This window comes from Streptomyces sp. NPDC055287, assembly GCF_053646035.1.
On record NZ_JBSHNE010000006.1, the window covers coordinates 128,022 to 153,578 of the forward strand.

At 71.4% G+C, this 25,557-nt stretch carries 24 protein-coding genes and 2 tRNA genes; 17 read left to right on the forward strand and 9 right to left on the reverse strand.

Annotated features, from left to right (window positions below):
- Positions 1-49 precede the first annotated feature (49 nt).
- Positions 50-122 (forward strand) — tRNA-His (locus ACWIHY_RS12335).
- A gap of 144 nt (positions 123-266) precedes the next feature.
- On the opposite strand, the gene ACWIHY_RS12340 is transcribed toward ACWIHY_RS12335, so the two are convergent.
- Positions 267-1,334 (reverse strand): LacI family DNA-binding transcriptional regulator, encoded by a 1,068-nt coding sequence (locus ACWIHY_RS12340; protein ID WP_454375581.1) that lies wholly within the window; start codon positions 1,332-1,334, stop codon positions 267-269.
- A gap of 281 nt (positions 1,335-1,615) precedes the next feature.
- On the opposite strand from ACWIHY_RS12340, the gene ACWIHY_RS12345 reads away from it, so the two are divergent.
- The 7 genes from ACWIHY_RS12345 to ACWIHY_RS12375 all read left to right on the forward strand — a co-directional run bounded on the left by ACWIHY_RS12345 (position 1,616) and on the right by ACWIHY_RS12375 (position 8,461).
- Entirely contained in the window at positions 1,616-2,950 is a 1,335-nt protein-coding gene (locus tag ACWIHY_RS12345) for an ABC transporter substrate-binding protein (protein ID WP_454375582.1), read from the forward strand.
- Complete coding sequence (locus ACWIHY_RS12350; RefSeq protein ID WP_454375583.1) at positions 2,950-3,981, forward strand: carbohydrate ABC transporter permease; 1,032 nt, start codon at positions 2,950-2,952, stop codon at positions 3,979-3,981. Before ACWIHY_RS12345 ends, ACWIHY_RS12350 begins: the two co-directional genes overlap by 1 nt.
- Positions 3,978-4,853 carry a carbohydrate ABC transporter permease gene (locus tag ACWIHY_RS12355; RefSeq protein WP_454375584.1) on the forward strand — a complete coding sequence of 292 codons (876 nt, stop codon included), beginning with the start codon at positions 3,978-3,980 and terminating at the stop codon, positions 4,851-4,853. Before ACWIHY_RS12350 ends, ACWIHY_RS12355 begins: the two co-directional genes overlap by 4 nt.
- A gap of 42 nt (positions 4,854-4,895) precedes the next feature.
- Positions 4,896-6,311 carry a GH1 family beta-glucosidase gene (locus tag ACWIHY_RS12360; protein WP_454375585.1) on the forward strand — a complete coding sequence of 472 codons (1,416 nt, stop codon included), beginning with the start codon at positions 4,896-4,898 and terminating at the stop codon, positions 6,309-6,311.
- 381 nt (positions 6,312-6,692) lie between these two features.
- Positions 6,693-7,160: a hypothetical protein gene (locus tag ACWIHY_RS12365; RefSeq protein ID WP_454375586.1), complete on the forward strand. Its 468-nt coding sequence runs from the start codon at positions 6,693-6,695 to the stop codon at positions 7,158-7,160.
- A gap of 338 nt (positions 7,161-7,498) precedes the next feature.
- The gene (locus ACWIHY_RS12370) at positions 7,499-7,870 is read left to right on the forward strand and encodes a cupin domain-containing protein (protein ID WP_454375587.1); all 372 of its coding nucleotides are present in this window, start codon (positions 7,499-7,501) and stop codon (positions 7,868-7,870) included.
- A 144-nt stretch (positions 7,871-8,014) separates the two neighbouring features.
- Complete coding sequence (locus ACWIHY_RS12375) at positions 8,015-8,461, forward strand: CBS domain-containing protein (RefSeq protein WP_454375588.1); 447 nt, start codon at positions 8,015-8,017, stop codon at positions 8,459-8,461.
- Positions 8,462-8,661: 200 nt separating this feature from the next.
- Here ACWIHY_RS12375 and ACWIHY_RS12380 read toward each other — a convergent pair whose 3' ends face one another.
- The 4 genes from ACWIHY_RS12380 to ACWIHY_RS12395 form a co-directional block, all read right to left on the reverse strand.
- Positions 8,662-8,961, reverse strand: a complete 300-nt coding sequence (locus ACWIHY_RS12380) for a DUF3303 family protein (protein ID WP_454375589.1) — start codon at positions 8,959-8,961, stop codon at positions 8,662-8,664.
- Positions 8,962-9,235: 274 nt separating this feature from the next.
- The gene (locus ACWIHY_RS12385; RefSeq protein WP_454375590.1) at positions 9,236-10,747 is read right to left on the reverse strand and encodes a cellulose binding domain-containing protein; all 1,512 of its coding nucleotides are present in this window, start codon (positions 10,745-10,747) and stop codon (positions 9,236-9,238) included.
- A 181-nt stretch (positions 10,748-10,928) separates the two neighbouring features.
- Positions 10,929-12,419 (reverse strand): sensor histidine kinase, encoded by a 1,491-nt coding sequence (locus ACWIHY_RS12390; RefSeq protein WP_454375591.1) that lies wholly within the window; start codon positions 12,417-12,419, stop codon positions 10,929-10,931.
- Complete coding sequence (locus tag ACWIHY_RS12395; RefSeq protein WP_454375592.1) at positions 12,416-13,105, reverse strand: response regulator transcription factor; 690 nt, start codon at positions 13,103-13,105, stop codon at positions 12,416-12,418. The genes ACWIHY_RS12390 and ACWIHY_RS12395 overlap by 4 nt, the downstream gene beginning before the upstream one ends.
- A 77-nt stretch (positions 13,106-13,182) precedes the next feature.
- Here ACWIHY_RS12395 and ACWIHY_RS12400 point away from each other — a divergent pair, with 77 nt between their 5' ends.
- Entirely contained in the window at positions 13,183-13,776 is a 594-nt protein-coding gene (locus tag ACWIHY_RS12400) for a hypothetical protein (RefSeq protein ID WP_454375593.1), read from the forward strand.
- Between the two features lie 87 nt (positions 13,777-13,863).
- On the opposite strand, the gene ACWIHY_RS12405 is transcribed toward ACWIHY_RS12400, so the two are convergent.
- Together ACWIHY_RS12405 and ACWIHY_RS12410 are read right to left on the reverse strand one after the other, a co-directional pair.
- Entirely contained in the window at positions 13,864-14,730 is an 867-nt protein-coding gene (locus ACWIHY_RS12405) for a spermidine synthase (RefSeq protein ID WP_454375594.1), read from the reverse strand.
- Positions 14,731-14,774: 44 nt separating this feature from the next.
- The gene (locus ACWIHY_RS12410) at positions 14,775-15,278 is read right to left on the reverse strand and encodes a hypothetical protein (protein WP_454375595.1); all 504 of its coding nucleotides are present in this window, start codon (positions 15,276-15,278) and stop codon (positions 14,775-14,777) included.
- A gap of 238 nt (positions 15,279-15,516) precedes the next feature.
- Between ACWIHY_RS12410 and ACWIHY_RS12415 the strand changes: the two genes are divergently transcribed.
- Positions 15,517-16,878 (forward strand): hypothetical protein, encoded by a 1,362-nt coding sequence (locus ACWIHY_RS12415; protein WP_454375596.1) that lies wholly within the window; start codon positions 15,517-15,519, stop codon positions 16,876-16,878.
- Positions 16,879-16,897: 19 nt separating this feature from the next.
- On the opposite strand, the gene ACWIHY_RS12420 is transcribed toward ACWIHY_RS12415, so the two are convergent.
- Positions 16,898-17,494, reverse strand: a complete 597-nt coding sequence (locus tag ACWIHY_RS12420) for a histidine phosphatase family protein (RefSeq protein WP_454375597.1) — start codon at positions 17,492-17,494, stop codon at positions 16,898-16,900.
- 227 nt (positions 17,495-17,721) lie between these two features.
- Here ACWIHY_RS12420 and ACWIHY_RS12425 point away from each other — a divergent pair, with 227 nt between their 5' ends.
- The 7 genes from ACWIHY_RS12425 to ACWIHY_RS12455 all read left to right on the forward strand — a co-directional run bounded on the left by ACWIHY_RS12425 (position 17,722) and on the right by ACWIHY_RS12455 (position 24,108).
- Positions 17,722-18,672, forward strand: coding sequence for a phosphatase PAP2 family protein (locus ACWIHY_RS12425; protein ID WP_454375598.1), 951 nt, complete (start codon positions 17,722-17,724; stop codon positions 18,670-18,672).
- Positions 18,557-19,792 (forward strand): hypothetical protein, encoded by a 1,236-nt coding sequence (locus tag ACWIHY_RS12430; RefSeq protein WP_454375599.1) that lies wholly within the window; start codon positions 18,557-18,559, stop codon positions 19,790-19,792. Before ACWIHY_RS12425 ends, ACWIHY_RS12430 begins: the two co-directional genes overlap by 116 nt.
- Positions 19,783-21,381 (forward strand): hypothetical protein, encoded by a 1,599-nt coding sequence (locus ACWIHY_RS12435; protein WP_454375600.1) that lies wholly within the window; start codon positions 19,783-19,785, stop codon positions 21,379-21,381. Before ACWIHY_RS12430 ends, ACWIHY_RS12435 begins: the two co-directional genes overlap by 10 nt.
- Positions 21,382-21,433: 52 nt before the next feature.
- Positions 21,434-22,789 carry an AAA domain-containing protein gene (locus ACWIHY_RS12440; protein WP_454375601.1) on the forward strand — a complete coding sequence of 452 codons (1,356 nt, stop codon included), beginning with the start codon at positions 21,434-21,436 and terminating at the stop codon, positions 22,787-22,789.
- 112 nt (positions 22,790-22,901) lie between these two features.
- Positions 22,902-23,243, forward strand: coding sequence for a hypothetical protein (locus tag ACWIHY_RS12445; protein WP_454375602.1), 342 nt, complete (start codon positions 22,902-22,904; stop codon positions 23,241-23,243).
- Between the two features lie 156 nt (positions 23,244-23,399).
- Complete coding sequence (locus ACWIHY_RS12450; protein WP_454375603.1) at positions 23,400-24,044, forward strand: hypothetical protein; 645 nt, start codon at positions 23,400-23,402, stop codon at positions 24,042-24,044.
- A tRNA-Lys gene (locus ACWIHY_RS12455) sits at positions 24,035-24,108 on the forward strand. The genes ACWIHY_RS12450 and ACWIHY_RS12455 overlap by 10 nt, the downstream gene beginning before the upstream one ends.
- Positions 24,109-24,187: 79 nt before the next feature.
- On the opposite strand, the gene ACWIHY_RS12460 is transcribed toward ACWIHY_RS12455, so the two are convergent.
- Entirely contained in the window at positions 24,188-25,450 is a 1,263-nt protein-coding gene (locus ACWIHY_RS12460) for a M6 family metalloprotease domain-containing protein (RefSeq protein ID WP_454375604.1), read from the reverse strand.
- Positions 25,451-25,557: the final 107 nt, after the last annotated feature.

The following is a 25,557-nucleotide window of genomic DNA, read 5'->3' on the forward strand; positions in this document are numbered from 1 at the left end:
CTGGGACCCTGTACACTTTTTCTCAGCCGGTCGGAAACGACCGGCCACGGTGGGTGTAGCTCAGTTGGTAGAGCACCTGGTTGTGGTCCAGGTGGCCGCGGGTTCAAGTCCCGTCACTCACCCTGATCGATCCGAGCCCCCGACCTGGAAACAGGTCGGGGGCTCGGATCGTTTTGCCATCTCTGCATGAAGATGTGCGGACACGAACGGGTACGGGCACGGCACCCGCACGGGTTACGGGTGCTGCCCGGCGATTGGCCGCGCGCTCACGACGAAGCGCGCGTCACCAGCTCCGTCGGGAGGACGATCCGGCGGGGGTCGGCGAGGCTGCGGGTGCCCGCGGGGCGGCGGTCCGCGATCTCGGCCAGCAGCATCCGGGTCATCTCGCGCCCCATCTCCTCGATCGGCTGCCGGACGCTGGTCAGCGGCGGGTCCATGTGCCGGGCTATGGCCGAGTCGTCGAAGCCGACCAGCGCCACATCGCCGGGGACGCCGCGGCCCCGCTCGCGCAGGACCTGGCGGGCGCCCGCCGCCATCACGTCGGACGCGGCGAACACGGCGTCCAGGTGCGGACTTCGATCCAGCAGGTCCGCCATGGCGCGGCGGCCACCCTCCTCGGTGAAGTCCGCGGGGGCGATCAGCCGCTCGTCGGCGCCCAGGCCGGCCTCGGTCAGTGCCTGCCGGTAGCCGTCGAGGCGGCACTGCGCGCCGTACACGTCGAGCCGCCCGGTGATGGTGGCTATCGAGCGGCGGCCCCGGGATATCAGGTGCGAGACGGCGCTGCGCGCGCCCGCCGCGTTGTCCGCGTCGACCCAGGCCAGCGGCTCGTGCTCGGAGCGGCGGCCGCTGATGACGGCCGGGATGCCCAGCTGGACCAGCAGCTCGGGCAGCGGATCGTCGGCGCGCACGGAGACGAGCAGGACGCCGTCGACGCGGTTGCCGGCCAGGTACTGGGCCAGGCGGCCGCGCTCGCGGTCGTTGCCCACGATGGTGAGCAGCAACTGCATGTCGGTGCTGTCGAGAGCGCCGCCGACGCCGCGCACGATGTCGGAGAAGTACGGCTCGGCGAAGAAGCGGGACTCGACCTCGGGAACGACGAGCGCGATGGCGTCCGTGCGGTTGGCGGCGAGGGCGCGGGCAGCGCGGTTCGGTACGTACCCCAGCTCGTCGACGGCGGCCTCGACAGCGGCGCGGGTCTCCTCGCTGACCCGCGGGGAGCCGTTCACCACCCGGGAGACGGTTCCCCGGCCCACGCCCGCGCGCGCGGCCACTTCCTCAAGAGTCGGCCGGCCGCCGCTCCGGCTCCCCTGGCCCCGGATTCCACGCGTCACCATGTCCGACCTCCCCTTACTGTGCCCCGTCCGGTCGCCGTCCGGTCGCCGTCCGGCGCTGCGCAATATCTCATAGCGGTCCAGGGCCGGAAATCCCGCCGTCCGGTGCCTTGACACCCCAGCAGGGAGCCGCGAACCTTCAACACATCACACATGGGAGCGCTCCCACCGTACCTGACTCATACACATCCCGCACGTTCCCCGCCCCGGCATCGGCCTCAATTCAGGGCCGTAAATGCGCAGTTGGCCGGGGGGTCGGCACGTCTGGGAACAAGGAGGACGCAATGCGCACCAGTACCCCAACGCGTCGCAGGGCGGTGGTCGTCGCCGCCGTGATCGCACTCGGTGCGGGCCTGCTCGGCGGCTGTGCCGAGGACAGCGACGAGGGAACCGGCGGCTCCGGCGGCGGCAAGAAGGACGCCAAGGGCAAAACCACCCTCGAGATCGGCACCTTCGGCGTCTTCGGCTACAAGCAGGCCGGGCTCTACGACGAGTACATGAAGCTGAACCCGGACATCGTCGTCAAGGAGGACGTGACGGAGCGCAACGACACGTACTACCCGGAACTGCTGACGCACCTCGCGGCCAACAGCGGCCTCCAGGACATCCAGGCCATAGAGGTCGGGAACATCAACGAGATCACCACCACGCAGACCGACAAGTTCGAGGACCTGTCGAAGGCTCCGGGCATCGACAAGTCGAACTGGCTGGACTGGAAGTGGGCGCAGGCGACCGCCAAGGACGGGCGGACCGTCGCGCTCGGCACCGACATCGGGCCGATGGGCATGTGCTACCGCAAGGACCTGTTCAAGAAGGCCGGGCTGCCGACCGACCGCGAGGCGGTGGGCAAGCTGTGGGCGGGCGACTGGCAGAAGTATGTCGACGCCGGCAAGGACTACAAGGCCAAGGGGGCCAAGGGAACCACCTTCACCGACTCGGCCGCCGGTCTCTTCGCCGCCGTCAACAACGGCTACGCGGAGCGCTTCTACGACGCCGAGGGCAAGCTGATCCACAAGGACAGCCCCGCCGTGAAGACGGCCTGGGGCCTGGCGATGCAGGCCGCCGAGGGCGGACTGACCGGCAAGCTCAAGCAGTTCGACAAGGCCTGGGACCAGGCGTACGCCAACGGGACCTTCGCCACTGTCTCCTGCCCGCCGTGGATGCTCGGCTACATCAAGGAAAAGGCGGGCAAGGCCGGCGAGGACCAGTGGGACGTCGCGGCGGCGCCGAAGCCCGCCAACTGGGGCGGCTCGTTCATCGGCGTACCGAAGGCCGGCAAGAACAAGGCGGAGGCGATCAAGCTCGCGGCCTGGCTGACCGCGCCCGAACAGCAGGCGAAGCTCTTCGACAAGCAGGCGAGCTTCCCGTCCACCCCGCCGGCGTACGAGATGGACGCGGTCTCGAGCGCCAAGAACCCCTACTTCGGCGACGCCCCCACCGGGCAACTCTTCGCCGAGGCGGCCAAGGGCATCCCGACGCTGGTGATCGGCCCGAAGGACCAGCAGATCGGTGTCGCTTTCGGTGACGTCGGCATCCTTCAGGTGGAGCAGCAGGGCAAGAGCCCGGAGGAGGGCTGGAAGGCGGCCCTGAAGGAGATCGACAACGCGGTGGACGGCTGATGCGTCCGTACACCGAACAGTCCGGCCCGGCTGCGTCCCCCTCCTCGGGGGACGCGGTCCCGGCCCCGGGCCGCCGGGGAACGGGGGCCGTCGAGCTGCCCGGGGAGAGCGACCGCGGCCGGGTGTGGCGCAGCAGGCGCTACCGCTGGGACACGAAGTACAGCCCGTACGCCTTCGTCGCGCCCTTCTTCGTCTTCTTCGCGGCCTTCGGGGTCTTCCCCCTCCTCTACACGGGGTGGTCGTCGCTGCACCGCGTGTCGCTGTCGGCGCCGAACGACATGCAGTGGGTGGGGCTGCACAACTACACACGGCTCCTGGAGGACGAGTTCTTCTGGAACGCGCTGCGCAATACCTTCACCATCGGCCTCATCTCGACGGTGCCGCAGCTGCTGATGGCACTGGGTATCGCCCATCTGCTCAACTACCGGCTGCGCGCCTCGGGCTTCTTCCGGGTCGCGATCCTCACGCCGTACGCCACTTCGGTGGCGGCCGCGACCCTCGTCTTCGTGCTGCTCTTCGGGCGCGACTACGGGATGATCAACTGGGCGCTGGACGCGGTGGGGCTCGGGAAGGTCGACTGGCAGAGCGGGACGCTGTCGTCACAGGTCGCGGTGTCGACCATCGTGATCTGGCGGTGGACCGGGTACAACGCGCTGATCTATCTGGCCGCGATGCAGGCGGTGCCGAACGATCTGTACGAGTCGGCGGCGCTGGACGGGGCGACCCGCTGGCAGCAGTTCCTCCACGTCACGATCCCCTCGCTGCGGCCGACGATCCTCTTCACGGTCGTCGTCTCGACGATCGGCGCGACCCAGCTGTTCGGTGAGCCCCTGCTGTTCGGCGGGGCGGGCGGGCAGAAGGGCGGGGCGTCGCACCAGTTCCAGACGCTCGGGCTCTACCTGTACGAACAGGGCTGGTTCAACTTCCACCTCGGCCGGGCCTCCGCGATCGCCTGGGCGATGTTCCTGATTCTGCTGATCGTCGCGGGCATCCACCTGCTGGTCGCGCGCCGCCTGAGGAAGAGCCAATGAAGCCGACGAAGCCGACGAAGCCGCGGCAGCCGGTCCTGCGCGCTCGCGCCGGGCGCCACCTCCACGGCGGTCCCCTCACCTACGCCGTTCTGATCGTCTTCACCGTCGGGTCACTGTTCCCGCTCGTCTGGACGGCGATCGCGGCCTCCCGCAACAACACCCGGCTGTCGCAGACGCCGCCGCCGTTCTGGTTCGGCGGGAACCTCTTCAAAAACCTCCAGACGGCGTGGACCGACGCCAACATGGGGCTTGCCCTGCTCAACACGGCGGTGGTGGCCGGCAGCATCGCGCTGGGGACCGTCCTGTTCTCGACGCTCGCCGGTTTCGCCTTCGCCAAGCTGCGCTTCCGCTTCAAGAACCTGCTGATGCTGCTGGTCGTGGCGACGATGATGGTGCCGCCGCAACTCAGCGTCGTACCGCTGTTCATGACGGTCGCCGAGCTGCAGTGGACCGACCAGCTCCAGGCCGTCATCCTGCCGACTCTCGTCAGCGCCTTCGGCGTCTTCTTCATGCGCCAGTACCTGGTTCAGGCGCTGCCCAGCGAGCTGGTCGAGGCGGCGCGGGTCGACGGGGCGAGCAGCCTGCGGATCATATGGCACATCGTCTTCCCCGCTGCCAGGCCCGCGATGGCGGTGCTGGGCATGCTCACCTTCGTGTCCGCGTGGAACGACTTCTTCTGGCCGATCATCGCGCTGACACAGGACAACCCGACCGTGCAGGTGGCGCTGGCCAACCTCGGTCAGGGCTTCGTGCCCGACCAGTCGGTCATCATGGCCGGCGCCCTGCTCGGCACACTGCCGCTGCTGCTGGCCTTCGTTCTCTTCGGACGGCAGATCGTGGGCGGGATCATGCAGGGCGCGGTCAAGGGCTGACGTCCCTCTCTTCTTTCCTCTCCAACCACCAGGAGCGCTTCCATGACCGAAGGCACTGAGAGCTTTCCGCCCGGATTCCTGTGGGGATCGGCGACCGCCGCCTACCAGATCGAGGGTGCGGCACGGGAGGACGGCCGCACCCCGTCGATCTGGGACACCTTCAGCCGTACGCCGGGAAAGGTGCTGGGCGGTGACACGGGCGATGTGGCCGTCGACCACTACCACCGCATGCGTGACGACGTACGGATGATGGCGGACCTGGGGCTGGGGGCGTACCGCTTCTCGGTGTCCTGGCCGCGCGTGCAGCCGACCGGACGGGGTCCGGCCGTCGAGCGCGGCCTGGACTTCTACCGCGCGCTGACGGACGAGCTGCTGGCGGCCGGAATCACGCCCAGCCTGACCCTCTACCACTGGGACCTGCCGCAGGAGCTGGAGGACTCGGGCGGCTGGCCGGAGCGGGACACGGCGTACCGCTTCGCGGAGTACGCGGGACTCGTCGCCGAGGCACTGGGCGACCGAGTGGAGTTGTGGACGACGCTGAACGAGCCCTGGTGCAGCGCGTTTCTGGGGTACGGGTCCGGAGTGCACGCGCCCGGCCGTACCGACCCGGTGGCCGCCCTGCGCGCCGCCCACCACCTGAATCTGGCGCACGGTCTGGGCGTGCAGGCGCTGCGCGCCGCGCTGCCGGGGCGGGCGCGGATCGGCGTGAGCCTCAACCCGAGCGCGGTCCGGCCGCTGACACCGTCCGCGGACGACCTGGACGCGCGGCGCCGTATCGACGCCCTCGCGAACCGGATCTTCACGGGCCCGATGCTGAAGGGGGCGTACCCGTCGGACCTGCTGGCCGACACCGCGCACCTGACGGACTGGTCGTTCGTACGGGAGGGGGACGCGGCGACGGCAGGGCGGCTGGACTTCCTGGGCATCAACTACTACGCGCCCGCGGTGGTGTCGGCGTCGCCCGACGGCACGGGCTCCCGCCGCGACGGCCACGGGGCCAGCGACCACTCCCCCTGGCCGGGCTCGGAGTCCGTCGCCTTTCACCAGCCGCCGGGTGAACTGACCGCGATGGACTGGTCCGTCGACCCGAGCGGCCTGTACGACCTGCTGATGGAGTACACCCGCGAGGCACCCGGGGTGCCGCTGATGGTCACCGAGAACGGTGCGGCGTACGACGACAAGCCGGGGACGGACGGCACGGTCCACGACCCGGACCGCATCCGCTACCTGCACGGCCACTTGGCGGCGGTACGCCGGGCGCTGCTGGACGGCGCGGATGTGCGGGGCTACTTCCTCTGGTCGCTGATGGACAACTTCGAGTGGGCGTACGGGTACAGCAAGCGGTTCGGTGCGGTGTACGTCGACTACGAGACGCAGGAGCGCACACCGAAGTCGAGCGCGCAGTGGTACGGGCGGGTGGCGCGGACGGGCGTGCTGCCGTACCCGATGCTGGAGTAGCGGGTGGGCCACATGCTCCGCATGCCCGCGAATCCGCCTCCCTGTTGCGTTTGCGGCAGGGGGGCGGATTTGTGGGCCGGTGGACGGGCGGTCGGGTGGGCCGACCCGCGGACCGGCAGGTGTGCGGGTAGCGCGCGAGAGTTGAATGGGGCGGCTCGGGCGGGTGCGGCGTCCACCCCGACCGGTAGCCGGTCGAACCACAAGCAGGTTGCTGATGTGAGGGTGCCACAGCCTAAAGGCTGATCTTCAACTGGCGGTCTGTGCTGTGATCAGCGTTCGTTCTAGGCTTTTGCGAGCCGAAGGGGTGGGGACCAATGGACGTGCCGAACGTTTGTCGGGGACTGGCAGGAATACCAGTCCGAAGAGTGGGCCGGACTACGCGTGCGTGTTCACGGCCTCAAGAAGGCCGTCCCGCCACGTGGGCGTCATGACGGCGCCAAGGGTCTGACGTACGTCAGCTTCCACGTCACCTTCGAGAATCGCGGCGCCACGTTCTTCTCGATCGATCTGAACTCGCACCCGGACCACTACGAGGTCCGTGTGGGGCGGGACGGTCACGGCGCATTCGTCGACGAGTACGGCGCCGACAGCATCCGCGACTTCAACCTCTACCCACAGCGCCGCGTGACGGCCACGCTCTACGTCGCAGCGTCTGCAGCGAAGCTCAAGCAGATGAGTATCCAGATCGGACCGAAGATCGACGAGGAGCCGTCGTTCGGATACGTGTGGGTGGGTGGCCTGGGAGTCCATGAAGGCTCTACGAGCGCCGGGTCCCGCACCTCGACGGCGAGATCAGGTGTCGCAAGCGAAGTGGAACGCTTCCTGCAAGACAGCACTTCCGAGGACTGATTCCCTTCCCGTCGAGGCCGGCTCGCGTCGGGCCGTTGACGTGCGACTAACCCGGCACCTGTCGCACGTCGCGAGCCGACGATGCCCGAAAACTGGGACGAAACGGGCGCGCCGGTTCACCCTCGGCCGGGTTCGTCTCACTCGGTCGTCAAGCCGCCACATCCCACCGTCCCGGGGAACGCGAGCTGCCCAACCGCCAGCTCGTGACAGTTGATTCGACCCACGGGCCCAAGCCGTCGGCAGGACCACAATGCCCCCGGAAGCAACCGCAGCCCTCGGCGCGTAGCCTGGAAGTGGACTCGGGGACCGCTCGCGCTCGCGCCGGGAGGCGGATGATCATGGCCGCGATTGTGTGCAAGAACTTCGACTCCGCAGAGGAGACCCGACCGTTCGAGGACGGCAAGGGCAGGCTCGATCTGATCACCACCGATCGCGGCCCCGTAGGCCGCGCCGTCTTCGAACCGGGCTGGCAGTGGTCCAAGCACATCAAGCCCATCGCCGGCACCGACAGCTGTGAGGCCTCCCATGTCGCCTACGTCCTGAGTGGCCGAATGAAGATCGTCATGAACGACGGCGAGAGCACTGAAGTCGGCCCCGGAGACTTCGTCTCCATCGCGCCCGGTCACGACGCTTGGGTGCTCGGCGACGAGTCCTGCGTGATGCTCGACTGGGTCGGCTTCGGCGGTTACGCCACACCCGCAGGCTCCTGACCTCCTCCTCACCCCCTCACCCGCTCTCCCTCTCCTCCTCCACCCCGGGGCGCACGCAGGCCCCGAGGGGCGGCGGTAGGCCATCCGTGTTGTCATCGATGGAGGAGAGAACAACGTCCCGAACCGCGGGAGGATCCAGAAATTATGGCTACGAACAAGCAGCTCAAGGCCCGCGACATCATGACCAGCGGGGTTCAGTGCGTCGGTGCGCACCAGTCGCTGTTCGACGCGGCTCAGATGATGCGCGACATGAATGTCGGCTGTCTGCCCATCTGCGGCGACGACAACAGGCTCACGGGTCTGATCACCGACCGCGACATCGTCGTGAAGTGCTGCGCCGAAGGCGTCGACCCCGCGACGGTACAGGCCGGCACGCTGGGCGGACACGTGCACTGGATCGACGCCGACGCGGACGCCAACGAGGCGCTCCAGTCCATGGAGACGCACCAGATCAAGCGCCTTCCGGTCATCGATGTCGCGGGCGGCCACCAGCTGGTCGGAATGATCACCGAGGCCAACCTCGCCAAGAACCTCAGCGACGAGCAGATCGCCGAGTTCGCGACCCGCGTCTACGCCAGCGTCGCCGGATAACTGACCGCCGGGCAGTCGCATACGTCGCTGCCGTACCCAGCACAAGTACCAGCACTACGTCGCTGCGCCCGTACTACGCACGTACGCTACGGCGCTGCGCCGCTCCGGGGCAGCCGTCCACCGGCTGCCCCGGAGCGCCACCGGGCACCACTTCCCCCCGAAGCCGGCCCCGCCGCCCCGTCACCCCGTCCGGGCACTCGTCAGCCCCGGGACTTCAGGGCCTCGAGGCCCTTCTTGAGGTCGTCGCCGTTCATCACCGGCACGATCTCGACCTCCGCGCCGAGTTCCATGAAGAACTTCTCCGCGACAGGCGGCAGCTCTGAGCTGTCCTGCATGTCGAAGACGAACATGCAGGACCGCCGGCCCATGCTGGGGAAGAAGTAGGCCGCCTCGGGCTTGAGCTGTTCGATCACCGAGTTCATCATCTGCGGCATCTTGCCGTTCCTGATGGCCTCGTTCCCGGCCTCCGTGTCGACATGGGCGTGCAGCATGACCCTCATGGCATTCGCTCCTTCGGCACACCACGGCCGGCACGGTCCCGTCCGCGCACACTGAAGCCTGGTGGCGTCCCGCTCAGCCTCGCCCCGGCCGATCGGCGCAGCAACATCTCCGCGACCGTCCGGGCAGCAGCGCGCCCCGGCCGCGTGGGGATCCGGCCGGGGCGCGCCTGGGGGGTGGCGGTCTTGAGGTCATGCGGTCATGCGGTCATGCGGTCACACAGCCACGCAGCCAGTGCCTCGCGGTCAGTGCCTCGTGGTCAGTCAGTACGCGCGGCTACCGATACGCCGCGAACGCCTTGGTGAACGCCAGCGGTCCCTGCACGATCGAACTGCACGTAGCGTCGGCCGACCCCTTCGCCCCGCCCGGGCACTCCTTGTCGCGGGTCGACGACCACATCGACAGCCAGCCGATCCCCTTCTTCTCAGCGAACTCCACCAGCTGCGTCGCATCGTCGACCTTGAAGATCTCCGTCGTCACGTCATTGACGCCGATCATCGGAGTGACGGCCACCGTCTTCCACGCCGCCGCGTCCGAGAGGCCGAGCACGCCCTTCAGCTGTGCCTGGGTCGCCGTAGCCGCCTGGACGGCGTACGTACCCATGTCGCCGTTGTAGGACGGTCCGTAGTCCATCGCCATGATGTTGACCGCGTTGATCTTCACGCCGTTCTTCCTGGCGTCGGCGACCAGGTCGACGCCGGGCTGGGTCAGCCCCTCGGGCATCACCGGCAGCGTGAAGGACACGTCCAGGCCGGGGTGCTTCTTCTGGAGCTGGGCTATCGCCTTCGCCCGCCGCGTGTTCGCCGCTGTGTCCGGCAGGGCCGCGCCCTCGACGTCGAAGTCGACCTTGGTGAGCTTGTACGCGTCCACGACCTTGCCGTACGCCGCCGCCAGCTCATCGGCCGAGGAGCAGTTGAGCGCGAGCTCGCTGCCCGCCGCGCCGCCGAAGGACACCCGTACGTCACCGCCCTTGGCGCGCAGCGCGCCGATCTGGGCCGCGACCTTGTCGGTCGTCAGCCCGGTCACGCCGCCCCACAGCGGTGCGCAGCTGCCTCCCGAGGTGATGAAGGCCAGGTTGAACTCCTTCACACCGGTCTTGGCCGCGGTGTCCAGCAGGTCGTACGCCGGATAGAGGGACGTATCGACGTACGGAGCGAACTTCGCGCCCGCAGCCGCCGACGGCGCGGTGGTGGGAGGCGCGGTCGTCGGGCGGGCGCTCGCCGGCGGTGCGCCGGTCGGACGGCCACTGGTCGGCGCCGACGGCGTCGGCTTCTGCGAGGGAGTCGCCGAGCCGGTCGGCTTCGGGGCTTCCGTCGGCCGCCCGCTCGGCGCCGGCGTGGCGCCCGGGTCGACCGAACACTTCACCTCATTGATCAGGCAGCCGGTGGGGTCCCCGGCCGCGCCCCGGCCGTCGGCCGAGGTGACGAAGCCGACGGTCACCGACGCGCCCGGCGCCAGGTCCCGGGTCCAGCTCGCGGGCTTGACCGTCACGTGCCCGCCGTCGGTCCTGTGCTCGGCGTTCCACAGGGAGCCGACCTTCGTGCCCGCCGGGAGGTCGAATTCGAGCGTCCAGTCCGACAGCGCCTTGTCGGTCTCATTGGTGACGACGTACTGGCCGGTGTAACCACTGCCCCAGCCACTGGTCTTGGTGTAGGCCGCGCCGACCGAGGCGGCCTGCGCCGTCCCGGTGAACGCGAATGCCGCGCCACCGATCACCGCCGCGGCGACGACCGCGCCGAGCGCCTTGGTTCTGCCACTCGCCGTGCGCCGGTGCGTCGTGCTGCTCATCGCGTGCCTGCCTCTGCGTTACGGGAACCCCGGGGGGACGGCCCCGGGGGGACGGCGTGGGGATACGCCGTAGGGGTGCGGCAGCACGCTAGCGATCTCGAAACGGACAAATGCCCGGTTAGGTACGGGGCTTGCGGATCTTAGGGCGCAGTTAAGGAAGCCATGGGAGCCAGTTAAAGCTTCACGCCCGAAGACCGTTTCCCCGCCCCCGTCGCGCCCCGGACCCGGACCCCGACCCGGAACCCGCACCCACTCCCTTCCCCAGCCCCGTCCCCTTCCCCGCCCCCCGCTTGCGCCGTCCCAGCCGGTGGCCGCTCTGGTCCCCCGCCGTACGCCGTCCGTCGAGCCCGAGCCCGATCCAGATGCGGACCTCCGTACCCCCGAGCACCGAATGCCCGATGCGTACGTCGCCGCCCGTCGACTCCGCGACCCGCCGCACGATGTCCAGGCCCAGGCCCGTCGACCCGTCCCTTCCACCGCTGTTGCCGCGCACCAGCGCGGCCTCCGGGTCGGAGATGCCGGGTCCCGCGTCCGAGACCAGGACGATGACGGCGTCGTCGCCGTTGTGCACGTCCACCGAGAAGGCCGTGCCCACCGGGGTGTGCCGGAAGACGTTGCCCAGCAGCGCGTCGAGCGCCGCCGCCAGTTCGGGACGGGCGACCGGGATGCGTACCGGCCGCTCCACGCCCGCGAGCCGCACCTTCCTGCCCTCGTCCTCCGCCAGCGCCGACCAGAAGTCCATCCGCTCGCGCACGACTTCGGACACGTCACAGCCCGCGCCGGCCCCGGGACCGGCAACCCCCTGCACCTGCGACCGCTGGTCTCGCGCCGTGCGGATGATCGTGTCGACCTCGCGCTCCAGCTGCTCGACCGCCGCCCTGGTCTGCTCGGCGGCCGGGCCCTCGCCCAGCGAGGCCGCGTTCAGGCGCAGCACGGTCAACGGCGTCCTGAGCCGATGTGACAGGTCGGCGGCCAGTTCGCGCTCGTTGGCGAGCAGCTGGACCACCTGGTCGGCCATGGAGTTGAACGCCACGGCGGCGGAACGCAGTTCGGTCGGGCCCTCCTCGGGGACGCGCACGCCCAGACGCCCCTCCCCCAGGTCGTGCGCCGCGCCCGCGAGCCGCTGGGCCGGCTGGACCATCCGCACGCCCAGCCGGTCCGCGACCGCCACCGACCCCACGATCAGGGCGAGGCCCACGCCCGCCAGTACGAGCCACGCCGTCGCCACGCCATTGCTGACGTCGTCCTCCGGTACGAACACCTCCACCACGGCGATCTTCCCGCTGGCGACCGCGGTCGGCTGGAGCAGCGTGAAGCCTCCCGTCACCTCCGAGATCGAAGCGCGGCCGATCCGTCGCGTGGTCTCCAGGTCCCGCTGCGCCGCCCGGCGCCTGCCGATCTCCAGCGGCAGGCTGCCCGGTTCGCCGGAGGCCGGGACGTGCACGGCCATGCGCCCCTCGATGCCGACCTCGGTGGTCTGGACGGCCCGGTCGAGCGAGTCACGGTCGGTGGTGATGGAGAGGGTGGGGCCGATGGTGGCGGCCCAGCGTTCGGCGTTGGAGAAGGCGCGGTCCCTGGCCATCTCCTTGATGACGAGTCCGAGCGGTACGGCGAAGGCCACCACGACCATCGCGGTGACGGCCAGACTCACCTTGACCAGCGCCCACCTCATCGCGGCGGCTCCAGCTTCACTCCGACCCCGCGCAGGGTGTGCAGGTAGCGCGGATTGGCCGCCGTCTCGCCGAGCTTGCGCCGCAGCCAGGACAGGTGCACGTCGATGGTCTGGTCGTCGCCGTAACTCTGCTGCCACACCTCGGCGAGCAGCTCCTTGCGCGCTACGACGACTCCGGGCCGCCCCGCGAGGAAGGCCAGCAGGTCGAACTCACGGCGGGTCAGGTCGAGGCGCGCGCCGTCCAGCTCGGCCTGCCTGCGCAGCGGGTCGACCGACAGCCCGCCGACCCGGATCACCCGGGACGGCGGCTCGGCGCCCGCGACGGCGCGGGAGCGCCGCAGTACGGCGGCCATGCGGGCGGACAAGTGCTCGACGGAGAAGGGCTTGACGAGGTAGTCGTCGGCGCCGTCGTTGAGCAGCCGCACGATCTCCGCCTCGTCGTCGCGCGCGGTGGCGATGATCACGGGTACGTCGGTGATGCCGCGCAGCATCTTGAGCGCTTCCGACCCGTCGAGATCGGGCAGTCCGAGGTCGAGGATGACCACGTCGAAACTGAAATGGGCGACCTCGCGCAACGCCTCGAGTGCCGTACCGACGCTGCGCACCGTGTGGGTGGCTTCGGTCAGGTGCCGGATGAGGGCGGAACGTACGAACTGGTCGTCCTCGACCACGAGCACACTTGCCATGGGCGGCACCGTACGCCATAGGGGGGATGCCGGTCCCTCTGGGACGTGCGTGGGGCGGGTGGTGCAGTATGGCCCCGATGCAACGAGGATTCGTACACGCCATCGCGTGGTCGCTCGCCACGGGCGCGGCGGTCACGCTGTCGTGGTGGGGCGTGCACACGGTCATGTCGGGTACGGCGTACGACCCTCCGCAGGCCCTCCCGATCCCCAGCGACGTCGCGGAGCGCGGCAGCACCGCGCAGGGCGCGAAGCCGCAGTCGTCGTCGACGCGGCGGCCCGGGGGCGACGAGGGCGGCGGGGACGGGAAGCCGTCCAAGTCGGCGGAGCGCGCCGAGTCGCCGTCGGGCACGCCGGGCGGCCGGAAGACCGCTCCCCCCAGCCGTACGCCGGACGACCCCGGTGGCCCGTCGGGCTCCCGCTCGCCGTCGAGCCCGCAGGCGAGCGCGAACGGCCAGGTCAAGAGCTACAACACGGACGGCGGCCGGGTCACGTTCGACCTGGGGAAGACCTCCGCCACGCTCGTCTCGGCGACGCCGGCGACCGGCTGGTCGATGCAGGTCTGGAAGGACCCGTCGTGGATCCGGGTCGAGTTCACGGCGGGCGCCGCGAGTGTCTCGGTCTTCTGCACCTGGCACGACCACGCGCCGTCGGTCGAGATCGTGAAGTCCTGATCCCGCGTTCTGCTCGCCCTGCCTGAAGCCCGCGTCCTGCCTGAAGCCCGCGTCGACTCGCAGCCCGCGTTCGACTCGCAGCCCGCGTTACTTGAACGCGGAGGGCGGCGGCTCCGGTGACGGCCGCGCGCTCGCGTCCGTGACGACGGCCGCGCCGCCTGTGAAGTCGGCAAGTTCCCGGCCGTGTTCCACCCGCCCGGGGTGCGGGTCGGTCGCGATGCGGCGGGTCCACTCGGCGAGGGGCAGCGTACGGTCCGACGCCAGCAGCACCGCGTTGCCGAAGCGGCGGCCGCGCAGCACGGCCGGGTCGGCGGCCAGGGCGAGCTCGGGCCAGACGGCGGCGGCGGTGGCGATCTGGCCGCGCACGTACGCGAGGGGCGGGCCGTCGGCGAGGTTGGCGGCGTAGAAGCCCCCGGGCTTGAGCACCCTGCGTACGTCGGCGAGGAATTCGGCGCTGGTGAGGTGCCCCGGCGTACGCGCGCCGCTGAACACGTCCGCGATGACCAGGTCCGCCCAGCCGTCCGCGACCTTGCCGAGACCGGCGCGGGCGTCGAGGGAGCGGACGCGGATGCGGGCCTGGGCGTCCAGCGGGAGCGTGGTGCGCACCAGCTGGACGAGCGCCGCGTCCACCTCGACGATCTGCTGGGTGGAGCGGGGCCGGGTGGCGGCGGCGTAACGGGCCAGGGTGAAGGCGCCACCGCCGAGATGCAGGACGTGTACGGGCTGTCCCTGCGGGGCGGTGAGGTCGATGATGTGGCCGAGCCTGCGCTGGTACGCGAAGTCGAGGTAGGACGGCTCGTCGAGATCCACGTGGGACTGCGGGGCGCCGTCGATCAGCAGGGTCCAGCCGCGCGGGCGGTCCCGGTCGGGTATCAGCTCGGCGAGTCCGCCGTCGACGTGCGCGACGACGGGCTCGGGGGCGGCGCGCTCGCGCCGCTTGTTGTTCTTTGCCACGCAGCCAGTATCGGGTGCGCGGTGGCCGGCGTTCTTCCGGCGCCTCAGCGCACGCGGTCGGCCGCCTCGATCAGCCGGGCCGCCTCGCCGAGTGCGGCCCTGAGCACGGCCGGGTCGGTGACCGGGCCGGTGTCGGTGGGCGGCAGCAGCCAGCCGGTCCCGGTGACGGGCGGCTCGGGGACCAGGGGCGGGGCGTCGGCGCCGATGTCGCCGGTCAGGGCCGCCGGGATGCGCAGGCCGCGTCCGGAGGTCTGCGTACAGGCACTGCCCGGCATGTCCCAGCCGTCGGCGGTGCCGGGCGGCACCAGGAAGCCGAGGGTGGCGCAGGAGCCGTCGTGCAGGACGGGGCCGACGGCGGGGGCGGAGGCGCGGCGGATGATGTCCACCGCCTCGAGGCCCTGGCGCACCGGGACCGTCACCAGGTCGCACAGCTCGGGGACCGGACTTCCCGCCGGGGGTGGAACGGTGCTGAAGTCCTGGCTGGGCCTGTGCTGAGCCGTGGACCGCGAGCCTGTCCTTGTGCCTGTCCGTGAGCCACTGATCTCCATGCCGGCCTCCAACAAGGGAACCCCTCCTCGCTCGAGTGGGAGCCGCGCTCCCACTCCTCATGGTTCAACGCGCGGCGCTGTCAACAGCTACGGCGCCGCGCCGCCGCAAAGGATGGCAGTTCATGGCAAATCATGGGTGAGATATCCCGTTTGTAGCGAAACACCGCGTGTTCGAGTCGTCACAGCCGGTACGTTTTTGCTCCGCCGAAGCACGCGAACCTTGCGGGAGGTCTTGGCCATGCCGAACAACGACTTCCGCCGACTGCGAGGGTCTCGTTCACCGGCCGAATTCGCCGCCGCCGTCCGCAGGGCGGCGCGTGAGATCGGTGAACACGTCGCATGCGACGCCCGCTACATCGGGCGCGTCGAGGCCGGCGAAATCCGCTGTCCCAACTACGCGTACGAGCGCGTCTTCCTGTACATGTTCCCCGGCCTGACGCTGGCGGACCTGGGCTTCTCGGCCCGCGAAACCGTACGTGGCAGGGGGGCGCGTGCCACCACGACCCCTAGCCACAGCGACGAGGAGAGCGACGTGCTGCGTCGCGCGTTCATGACGAGCGGAACCGCCACCATGGCGGCCGCATCCCTGGGGCTCGGCACCGCGCCGGGCGCCTTCGCCTCTGCCCCCGCCGATCCCTCGGCGCCCGCCACCTTCCCGGACCCGGCCGGCGTGCCGGGCGCCCAACGCCGCGTCGGTGAGGCCGAGGTGAGCGCCGTGGAGGACGCGGTGCGGCAGATCCGCCTGCTCGACGACCGGCACGGCGCCGACGGCCTCTACAAGCGGGCCGCGCAACCGCTGCGTACCGCCTACGCCCTGCTCGAAGCGAGTACGACGTCCCGCAGATCGATGGCCGACCGGTTGCACACCGGCGCCGGTGAACTCGCCCTGTCGGTGGGCTGGCTGGCGCACGACTCCGGCCGTTTCGACGACGCCCGCTCGCACTACGCGGAGGCGCTGGCCACGGCCCGGGTGGCCGGCGATCCGGCGCTGGAGGCCCATGCGTTCAGCAACTCGGCCTTCCTCGCCCGCGACACCGGGCGGCCGCGCGAGGCGGTCCGGGCGGCCCAGGCGGGCCAGCGCGCGGCGCGGCTCGTGGCGTCGTCCCGGCTGCTCTCACTGCTCACCCTGCGCGAGGCCGGCGGCTGGGCGGGGCTCGGTGACCGTACGGGCTGCGAGCAGGCGCTCGTCCGCGCCAAGTCCCTCTTCGAGCGCGGTACGGCGCAGGCCGATCCCGAGTGGATGAGCTTCTTCGGGGAGGCGGAGCTGGAGGGGCTCGAGGCGCAGTGCTGGTCGGCGCTCGGCGGCTGGGCGCGCGCGGCCCGGCACGCCCGGCGCGCGGCGGCCCTCCAGGACCCTCATTTCACCCGCAACCTGGCCCTCTACAGCGCGGAGCTCGCCGACGACCTGGCGCGCGCCGGGGCGCCCGACGAGGCGGCGGCGGTGGGCGAGGGCGTGCTGGACCTCCTGGAGGAGGTCCAGTCGTCGCGCGTGCGGACGATGCTGTCCGAGACGACCCGCGTCCTGTTGCCGCACCGCCGTTCGCCGTCGGTGGCCCCGTTCCTGACGCGGCACGCCGGCACGTCGCACAGCGGCGTGTGAGGCCGGGGGCGGGCGGTGGTCAGCCGGTGAGGTGGCCGGTGTCGTTCCAGCGTTCGATCGCCGGGTCGCCGTACGCCCAGCCGAGGACCGACAGGGACGTCGGGTCCAGTCGGATGCGGGCGGCGAAGGACACGTCCAGGCCGAGCCACCGGGCGCCGATCGCGCGCAGGATGTGGCCGTGCGCGAAGACCAGCGCGTCGCGGTCGGCCGAGTGCGCCCAGGCGATGACCTCGTCCGCACGGTCGGAGAGCTGCTGGAGCGTCTCGCCGCCCGGCACGCCGTCGCGCCAGATGAACCAGTCGGCCTGCCGCGCCTTGATCTCGGGGGGCGTCATGCCCTCGTACGCCCCGTAGTCCCACTCCATCAGCGCGTCCCACTCCCGCGCGCGGTCGCCGAACCCGGCGATCGCGCAGGTCTCGCTCGCCCGCCGCAGGGGGCTCGTGCGCACCTCGGCGTCGGGGAGCCCGTCCAGCGGCGCCCGGTGCAGGCGCTCCCCGAGCAGCTTCGCGCCGCGGCGGCCCTCGTCGAGCAGCGGGATGTCGGTCCTGCCGGTGTGCTTCCCCAGCAGGGACCATTCCGTCTGTCCGTGCCGGGCCAGCAGGATGCGCGGTGCCATGACGATGTCTCCCTGACGGTGCGAAGGGTGCGTACTACGGGTCTCACTACGGGGTCGCAACAGGGGCGAACGAGCCGCCCGCACCATCATCGCGCACCACATGGAGGGGCAACCTCCGGGGCGTTTTCCACGTCAACCTACTCGCGCACCCGGTGCGCACGCGTGTTCTCGTACACCGTACGGTTGAAAGGGTGGCCAGTCAGCCCGTAGGCCGCACATACAGACAAATGGAGAGCGTCCGGATGCAGGACACCGCGCCCCGCAAAAGGCCCCGCTGGTGGACCGAGCTGCTGCTCGTCGTGGTCGTCTACGCCGCGTACACCGGCGGCCGGTTGTTCGTACGGGGTGGCGAGTCCACGGCCGTCGAGCACGGCCTGGCGATACTGCGCGCCGAGAAGCTCCTGCGTCTCAACGCCGAACACCCCCTCAACCGGCTGTTCACCGAACACGCCTGGCTCGGGATACCCGCCGACTTCGCGTACGCCTCACTGCACTATCTGATCACCCCGACGATCCTCATCTGGCTGTTCAGACGGCGCACCTCCGGCTACCGCGCCGCGCGCACCTGGCTGATGCTCTCGACCCTGCTCGGGCTGGTCGGCTTCACCTTCATGCCGACCTGCCCGCCCCGCCTCCTCGACGCGGGGCACGGCTTCGTCGACACGATGGCGCAGTACAGCGTGTACGGCTGGTGGGGCGGCGAGGCGAGTGCGCCGCGCGGACTGGGCGGCATGACCAACCAGTACGCGGCGATGCCGAGCCTGCATGTGGGCTGGGCGCTGTGGTGCGGGGTGATGCTGTGGCGGCACGGACGTACGCCGCTGATGAAGTCGCTCGGCGTCGCGTACCCGCTGCTGACCACTTTCGTGGTGATGGGTACGGCCAACCACTACTTCCTCGACGCGGTCGCGGGCGCCGCCGTGATGGGCCTCGGACTGGCCCTGACCAGGCCGTTCATGCGATTGGCCGACCGGGTGCGGGAGCGGTTCACGCCCCGGCCGGGACCTGCGGGATCCGCGATTGCCGACGGCGTTGTCAGTACCGGATGCGAGACTTCCGAGGGTGAGCGAATCCCTGGGCAGCGGACCCGAACCCACACCTCCGCGCGTGCCTCCGCAGGCGGCGGCACCGACGCGGAATCAGGCGCCGGCGACGGCACTCCGGCAGCGGCTCGCTGAGCTGCGGGGCCCGTCGGTCGCGCCACTGCCCCTGGACGCGCGTGCGCTGGCCGCGCTCGCCGCCAACCCCGGCTGCAAGCGCCGCGCGCTGCTCGACGGCGCGGGGGTGAACAAGGCGGCGCTGGCGGCAGCGCTCGGATCGCCTTCCGTCTTCGGCCAGTCGCAGTTCGCCTTCATGCGGGGCAATGCCTTCGAGGCCCGGGTCAAGGCCGACGGCGGCACGGAGCTGATGCGACTGCTGTACGAACGGATGGGCGCCGGTCCCGGCTGCGAGCCTCCCGTCCCCGGCGGGACGCGGGTACCCGACCTGGCCGCCGCGGGCCCGGAGGGCCGGGCGGCCCGTACGGCGCTGGCGCTGCGCGAGGCCACGGCGGCGGGGGGCTGGACGCTGCTCGACCACCCGATGCTGGCCCTGGAGGTGGCGGGCTCCCCCGCGTACCTGGAGCCGGACGCGGTGGTGGTGCGTCCCGACGGGCAATGGACCGTCGTCGAGATCAAGTCCTTCCCGATGATCGACGAATCGGCGGACGCGGCGAAGGTGGGCGCCGCGGCGCGCCAGGCAGCGGTGTACGTCCTGGCGCTGGAGCGGGTCGCGGCGAAGGTGACGGGCGCCGGGGTACGGCACTCGGTGCTGCTGGTCTGCCCCAAGGACTTCTCGAACCTGCCGGCGGCGTCGGTCGTCGATGTACGCAAACAGCGGTCGGTGACCCGGCGTCAGCTGGACCGGCTGACGCGTGTCGAAGACCTCGCCGCCGCGCTTCCCGACGGCACGACCTTCGACGTGGCGCGCCCGGCGGACGAGCTGGCGGCGGCGGTCGAATCGGTCGACGCGGCGTACGCCCCGGAGTGCCTGGCGGCGTGCGAGCTGGCCTTCCACTGCCGGGAGAAGGCGCGGGCGGCGGGCGCGGTGGCGGCGCTGGGCCGCAGTGTGCGCGGCGAGCTCGGCGGCCTGACGACGATCGGCGAGGTCCTGGCGGCGGCGGAGGGGGCGGCCGGCGACCCGGACGACCCGACGGTGGCCGCGCTGCGCCGGGCGGCGGCGCTACGGTCGGAGGCGCTCGCTGGGACACCCGCCGGGGCAGTGCCGTCCGTCGCTCCGGAGGGAGTCACATGTCGCTGATCAGCACGCTTGCCCGGCTCGACGCCGTGCGCGGCGGACGGGCGCAGCCGCTGGCCACCGTCCGCCACCGGCACGTGTCCGAGCGCCCGATGGTGTTCGTGCCGCTGACCACCGCGGGCGAGGCCGGGGCCCCTCTCGGCGCGCTCGTCGGGACCGACCGGGACGCGCCGCGACTGCTCGCCGTGACGCAGCCCCGCGACCGCGAACTGCGGTTCGCCTTCCTCGCGGAGCTGGCCGAGTCCGTCCTGCCGTACATCGACGGGTACGGCGACGATGTCGAGGCGGCCGAGCGCAACGAGACCGATCCGGAGACCGGGAAGCGGGTCAAGGTCGAGGCCGAACTGTGCGCGGACGCACCGCAGTTGATCGTTCCGAGCCGGGCGGGCGTCGAGTACGTACGGCTGCTCGGCCGGTCGACGCGTTTCCGGCGTACGGCCGAGCAGGACCCGGACACCCCCTACCCCGCACCTCCGCACATCCCGCTGCTCGGCCGCTGGCTGACGCACTTCGGCGAGCGGTCCCGGGTGCCGGGTTCGTCGCTCCTCCTCGCGGCGACCGACCTGTTGGGCCGGCACTGGGCGACCGGGCAGTCCAGCCTGGAGGACCAGCATCTGGGCGCGCTGCTCGCCTGGATCGACCCGGAGTTCTCGGGCCGCCCGGGCGAGTCCGGCGCCGAGGCCGCGCTGCGGGCGGAGCTGGAGCGGGACGGGGACGGGCAGTTGGTGTGCCCTCCGGCCGGCCCCGCGACCGACCCGGCGTTCGACAACAAGCTGCTGGCCCCGGCCATCGACCGCTACGACCGGGCCCGCAAGGCGCTGGCCGCCGCCGAGGACGGCCTAGCGGCCGACGCGCGCCTGGGCGAACTCTCCGCCGCCGAGCGGCACGTCCGCGAACTGCTCGCCGCGCGGATGCGGCCCACCTGGGACGCGGTGTGGCACGGCCTCGACCTGCTCAGGGAACTCCCGGAAGGGGCACGGGCGGCGGACCGCTGGACGCGTGACCGGTGGTCGTACACCGGCCACCGCGACCGCGTACGGGCCGGGGAGCCGCCGCAGCCCCGGCGCGACGACGCGGTGACGGCCGCGCAGAAGCTCGCCTCCCGCGAGACCGCGCAGGCGCAGCTGGAGGCCCAGGAAGCACTCGACGATCCGCTGGTGATGGCCGGGCGCCGGCTCGCGGGCGAGGCGTTCGACTGCGAAGTACTGGACGTGGTGATGACCATGAGCGAGGGCAAACGGCCGAGCCCCCGCCCCCTGGTCACCGTACGCACGGACGACACCCCGCACCTGGGGGAGCGCACGAAGGTCTACCGCTCGCTGGACGGCAGGCCGCAGACGGCGGAGTTCGTGCGGCACGAGGAGACCGGCGTCCTGGTCCTGCGGGTGACCGACAAGATGGGCCGCGGGAAGGAACCGGCGCCGGGTTCCGTGCCGGAGAAGGGCGAGCACATCTGCTGGACGCTCTTCGAACACGACCAGCGCGGCGGCCCCCAGCTGCCGGACCCGGAGGCAACCCCCTGGACCCACGGCGGCCCCCCGGGCGCCGGCGCCGAGCGTCCGGACCCGGTGACCGCGGAGGACATCCTGTGACCCGCTCCGCCCCCGTTCCCCGCCCCGGCCGCACGTCCTCGGAGGATCTCCTGTGAACCAGTCCCTCTCCGCCGGAGCGTCGCGCTTCGACCCCGGCGCCGAGGCCGGCCGCGCGACCGCGGCGATCCTCCACGACACGCTGCACGGCGCGCACCGCGGCGTCGTCGTGGACTCGCCGCCCGGCGCGGGCAAGTCGACACTCGTCGTGCGGGCCGCGCTCGAACTGGCCGGGGCGGGGCGCCCGCTGATGGTGATCGCGCAGACCAACGCGCAGGTCGACGACCTGGTTCTACGGCTCGCGGAGAAGGAACCGGACCTGCCGGTGGGCCGCCTCCACAGCAGTGACACCGACCCGTACGACAAGGCCCTGGACGACCTGGCGAACGTACGGAAGTCCGCGAAGGCCGCCGACCTGGCGGGCCTGGACGTCGTCATCTCGACGGCCGCGAAGTGGGCGCACGTGAAGACCACGGACCCGTGGACGCACGCGATCGTCGACGAGGCGTACCAGATGCGTTCGGACGCGCTGCTCGCCGTGGCCGGGCTCTTCGAGCGGGCGCTGTTCGTCGGCGACCCGGGCCAGCTGGACCCGTTCTCCATCGTCGGCGCCGAGCAGTGGGCGGGGCTGTCGTACGACCCGTCGGCCAGTGCGGTGTCGACCCTGCTGGCCCACAACCCCGAACTCCCGCAGCACCGCCTGCCGGTGTCCTGGCGGCTCCCGGCCTCCGCCGCGCCGCTGGTCTCCGACGCGTTCTACCCGTACACCCCCTTCCGCAGCGGTACGGACCACGGCGACCGGCGTCTCTCCTTCGGCGTCCCGTCCGACGGCTCCGGTCCCGACCGGGTCCTGGACGAGGCGGCCGCTTCGGGCTGGGGTCTGCTGGAGCTCCCCGCCCGGCACACCCCGCGCACGGACCCGGAGGCGGTGCGGGCGGTCGCCCAGGTCGTACGGCGCCTCCTGGACCGGGGCGGCGCGGCCGTCAGCGAGCGCTCCCCCGACCCGGTCCCGCTGACGGCGGACCGCGTCGCCGTCGGCACGGCCCACCGCGACCAGGCGGCGGCGGTCCGGGCGGCACTGGCCGACCTGGGGGTCGTGGGCGTCGCGGTCGACACCGCGAACCGCCTCCAGGGGCGCGAGTTCGACGTCACGGTGGTGCTGCACCCCCTGTCGGGGCGCCCCGACGCGACGGCGTTCCACTTGGAGACGGGCCGGCTGTGCGTGCTGGCGTCGCGGCACCGGCACGCGTGCATCGTGGTGTGCCGGGAGGGGGTGGCGGACCTCCTGGACGAGCACCCTTCCACCGAGCCGGTGCAGCTGGGCGTCACGGTCAAGTTTCCGGACGGCTGGGAGGCGATGCAGTCCACCTGGGACCACTGGTCGAACCACCGCGTCCCCTGGCGCCCATGAACCCAACGGGCAGCGAACGGCGTGGGCCGTTCGGCTGATGCCTACTTGCACGGTCCGGGACAATGGACGGTGGCCATCGAGCACACGTGGCCGCGAGAGGGAAGGAAGACCCATGGCGGAACCCGAGCGCACCGAGCGGCGGCTGCGCCCCGCGCCGCTGCTTTTCGAGCCTTCGGAGGCAGCCGCCGACCCCGAGCACTTCTTCGACCTGGAGTCGATGGAGGACCCCGGTGAGCTGCTGGAACGCGCGACCGAGCTGACGCTGGCGTTCCGGACCGCGACCGACCGGGCCACCGAGTTCCAGGCCGTCGCCGCCGCCCAGCTCGCCGATCCGAAGCGCTTCGACCGGCTCTCCACGGCGGACATCGCGCAGCGTGCCGACTGGACCGAGGACTACGCCAAGAAGATGGTCGAGTTCGGCCGCGATCTTCTCCGCGGCCCGAAGCATCCGTAGCGGCCGGCGAGGCGGTGGAGCGCCGAGCCCGAGATCCGCGGCGGTCACGGGCTTTTGGCATATGCCCGGCGGCAAGATACTCCCTACCGGCCCGCCGCGTCCCGGTTTCCTGCAACTCTCAGGAATGAAACGACTACGGCCGGTAGATGTAACGCCATGACGGCTTGCATCGAGAACGACATCCCCGCGTACCCGCACTCCAACGACGCCCCCGCCCAGGTCACCGCCGCCGGCGCCGCCTGGCTCGTCTCCGCGGCCGCGTATCCGCGCAGCACCCTCTCGCTCTGGGAGTCCCGCCCCACCGACCCCGGCGTACTGCCCTGCGGCTCCGCGTTCGATGTCGTCAGCGCTCCCGCCGTCTTCGGCCGCCGGATGCTGGACCGGTTATGGGCCGACGGGCCCGGTTCGGGGCCGGTCGCCACCCACCGCGGCCGCATGCTGCTCTTCACCGCCCCCGGCACCGCCCAGCGGCTCCCGTCACTGCTCGGCTGGGAGGAGTGGGGCCGTACCGGGAGCACCGCCGAGGGCGGTGCCAAAACCGTGGTGCCGCCGGTCCTGTGCCACGGCCCGGGGGACGCCGTGACGGTCCCGCCGCTGAGCGCACCGGCCGCCCCCGCCGGCGCGGGACCGCGCTGGCTGGTGGCCCCTGACGTGCGCCATCCGTGGCTGCCGGGCGCCGAGGCGATGCTCTGGGCATGCGTACGGGCGGCCCGTCCGGGCCCGGTTGCCGAGCCCCGGATATCGATTTTTCCTCCCGCCGATCCGGGTGCTAATGTCTACGACGTCAGCAGGCGCCGCTAGCTCAGTTGGTTAGAGCAGCTGACTCTTAATCAGCGGGTCCGGGGTTCGAGTCCCTGGCGGCGCACAGACGGGGAAAGCCCTTCGCGAGAGCGGGGGGCTTTCTCGTTGCCCCGAACCCATCCCCGACCCGACCAGCCCCGGCCTCACGCCCCCGGCGTGATGCGGACCGTCCACGCCCCCGACCGCGTACGGTCCGCCACCTCCACCCGGGCGTCCTCCCCCGGCACCGTGAACGTCTCCCCCTCCCGTACCGGCGCGTCCGCCAGCGGCGGATACACCGAGCGGTCCCAGCACGCGTCGCTCTCCGGGTGGGCGTCCACCACCTCGACCGGCCCGCCGCCAGAGGCCGCCGCATTGCGCACCCGGTAGATCAGCACGCCCTCCGTGCACAACGACTCGTCGTTGCCGGACCCACTCCGCGCCTCGATGGCGAGCACGCTGCCCTTCCCCGTCCGGACGACCGCGAGCCGCGTACCACCCGTCCCGCCCCGGGGCCGCTCGGCCGACAGCGGCTCCAGCGTGAGGCTGGTCTCGCCGGTCCCCGGCACGCAGGCCACCTGCCGCCGGTCCAGCCAGCCGAGCTTCCACTTGTGCCAGCCGAAGAGTTCCGGGGCGAGCCCGAACTGGCTGCCCATGACGTCCCAGTCCCCGACGTACGTGTCCCAGTCGCCCTTGCCGTCCACCGGACGGTGATAGAGATCGGGCAGGTCGAAGACGTGGCCGGTCTCGTGGGCCAGCACATTGCGGTCCGGCGGGTGCTGCTCGAAGACAGTGACCATGCGCTTGATGCCCCGGCCGTCCGCACGCAGTGGCTTGTCGAAGTTGACGACCTTCGTCGCGTCGGAGTCGACGCCGGGCGCGTCCGGGTCCGCGACGAGGTACACGATGTCGTACCGCGTGAAATCGACCCGATCGTCGGCCGCCGCCACCGCGTCGCGCAGGTAGGCCGTGCGCCGCCCGGCGTCCCAGTCGCGCTCTATGCCGTACGCCGTGGAGTCCTGCGGCATCTCGACCCACTCGCGTTGCGGGTGCGGCCGCAGGGCGAACTTCCCGTACGAGGCCCGCCGGAAGAAGTCGCTGGTGGCCGGGAAGTAGTCGGCGGCGAGCTCCTGCGGGGTGGTCATGGGCTCCGAGTCGGGAAAGGCCAGGAAGATCATGACGGCGTCGAGAGTGTTCACGGGGCGCGGGTAGGCGGCGTTCCAGGTGTCGAGGCCCAGCGAGTGGTGCGCCGAGGTGCGCGTCAGCACGCACGGCCCGTCGCCCTGCACCGCGACGGCGGGGCCCGCGACGAGCGAGGTGGCGGCGAGTGCCGTGAGGGAGGTGAACGCGGCGGCCGTACTGCGCAGGCGCTCGCGCCGGCATCGGCGGGACGGGTCTGCTCCCCCGGGTGTCTGCTGGCGGACCACGTCGACCTCCGGATACGGAAATACGGGGCACGCCACCCACATTGTTGCGTTTTCATGAGGTATGCCCTGTTCCACTGCCCCACATGGGTGACCAGGGCCTTCTGAAG

What these genes read in the sequence shown, in the direction of transcription:
- ACWIHY_RS12340 (WP_454375581.1), bottom strand. Translation starts at nt 1,334, where the DNA reads ATGGTGACGCGTGGAATCCGGGGCCAGGGGAGCCGGAGCGGCGGCCGG.
- ACWIHY_RS12345 (WP_454375582.1), top strand. Translation starts at nt 1,616, where the DNA reads ATGCGCACCAGTACCCCAACGCGTCGCAGGGCGGTGGTCGTCGCCGCC.
- ACWIHY_RS12350 (WP_454375583.1), top strand. Translation starts at nt 2,950, where the DNA reads ATGCGTCCGTACACCGAACAGTCCGGCCCGGCTGCGTCCCCCTCCTCG.
- ACWIHY_RS12355 (WP_454375584.1), top strand. Translation starts at nt 3,978, where the DNA reads ATGAAGCCGACGAAGCCGACGAAGCCGCGGCAGCCGGTCCTGCGCGCT.
- ACWIHY_RS12360 (WP_454375585.1), top strand. Translation starts at nt 4,896, where the DNA reads ATGACCGAAGGCACTGAGAGCTTTCCGCCCGGATTCCTGTGGGGATCG.
- ACWIHY_RS12370 (WP_454375587.1), top strand. Translation starts at nt 7,499, where the DNA reads ATGGCCGCGATTGTGTGCAAGAACTTCGACTCCGCAGAGGAGACCCGA.
- ACWIHY_RS12375 (WP_454375588.1), top strand. Translation starts at nt 8,015, where the DNA reads ATGGCTACGAACAAGCAGCTCAAGGCCCGCGACATCATGACCAGCGGG.
- ACWIHY_RS12380 (WP_454375589.1), bottom strand. Translation starts at nt 8,961, where the DNA reads ATGAGGGTCATGCTGCACGCCCATGTCGACACGGAGGCCGGGAACGAG.
- ACWIHY_RS12385 (WP_454375590.1), bottom strand. Translation starts at nt 10,747, where the DNA reads ATGAGCAGCACGACGCACCGGCGCACGGCGAGTGGCAGAACCAAGGCG.
- ACWIHY_RS12390 (WP_454375591.1), bottom strand. Translation starts at nt 12,419, where the DNA reads ATGAGGTGGGCGCTGGTCAAGGTGAGTCTGGCCGTCACCGCGATGGTC.
- ACWIHY_RS12395 (WP_454375592.1), bottom strand. Translation starts at nt 13,105, where the DNA reads ATGGCAAGTGTGCTCGTGGTCGAGGACGACCAGTTCGTACGTTCCGCC.
- ACWIHY_RS12400 (WP_454375593.1), top strand. Translation starts at nt 13,183, where the DNA reads ATGCAACGAGGATTCGTACACGCCATCGCGTGGTCGCTCGCCACGGGC.
- ACWIHY_RS12410 (WP_454375595.1), bottom strand. Translation starts at nt 15,278, where the DNA reads ATGGAGATCAGTGGCTCACGGACAGGCACAAGGACAGGCTCGCGGTCC.
- ACWIHY_RS12415 (WP_454375596.1), top strand. Translation starts at nt 15,517, where the DNA reads ATGCCGAACAACGACTTCCGCCGACTGCGAGGGTCTCGTTCACCGGCC.
- ACWIHY_RS12420 (WP_454375597.1), bottom strand. Translation starts at nt 17,494, where the DNA reads ATGGCACCGCGCATCCTGCTGGCCCGGCACGGACAGACGGAATGGTCC.
- ACWIHY_RS12425 (WP_454375598.1), top strand. Translation starts at nt 17,722, where the DNA reads ATGGAGAGCGTCCGGATGCAGGACACCGCGCCCCGCAAAAGGCCCCGC.
- ACWIHY_RS12435 (WP_454375600.1), top strand. Translation starts at nt 19,783, where the DNA reads ATGTCGCTGATCAGCACGCTTGCCCGGCTCGACGCCGTGCGCGGCGGA.
- ACWIHY_RS12445 (WP_454375602.1), top strand. Translation starts at nt 22,902, where the DNA reads ATGGCGGAACCCGAGCGCACCGAGCGGCGGCTGCGCCCCGCGCCGCTG.
- ACWIHY_RS12450 (WP_454375603.1), top strand. Translation starts at nt 23,400, where the DNA reads ATGACGGCTTGCATCGAGAACGACATCCCCGCGTACCCGCACTCCAAC.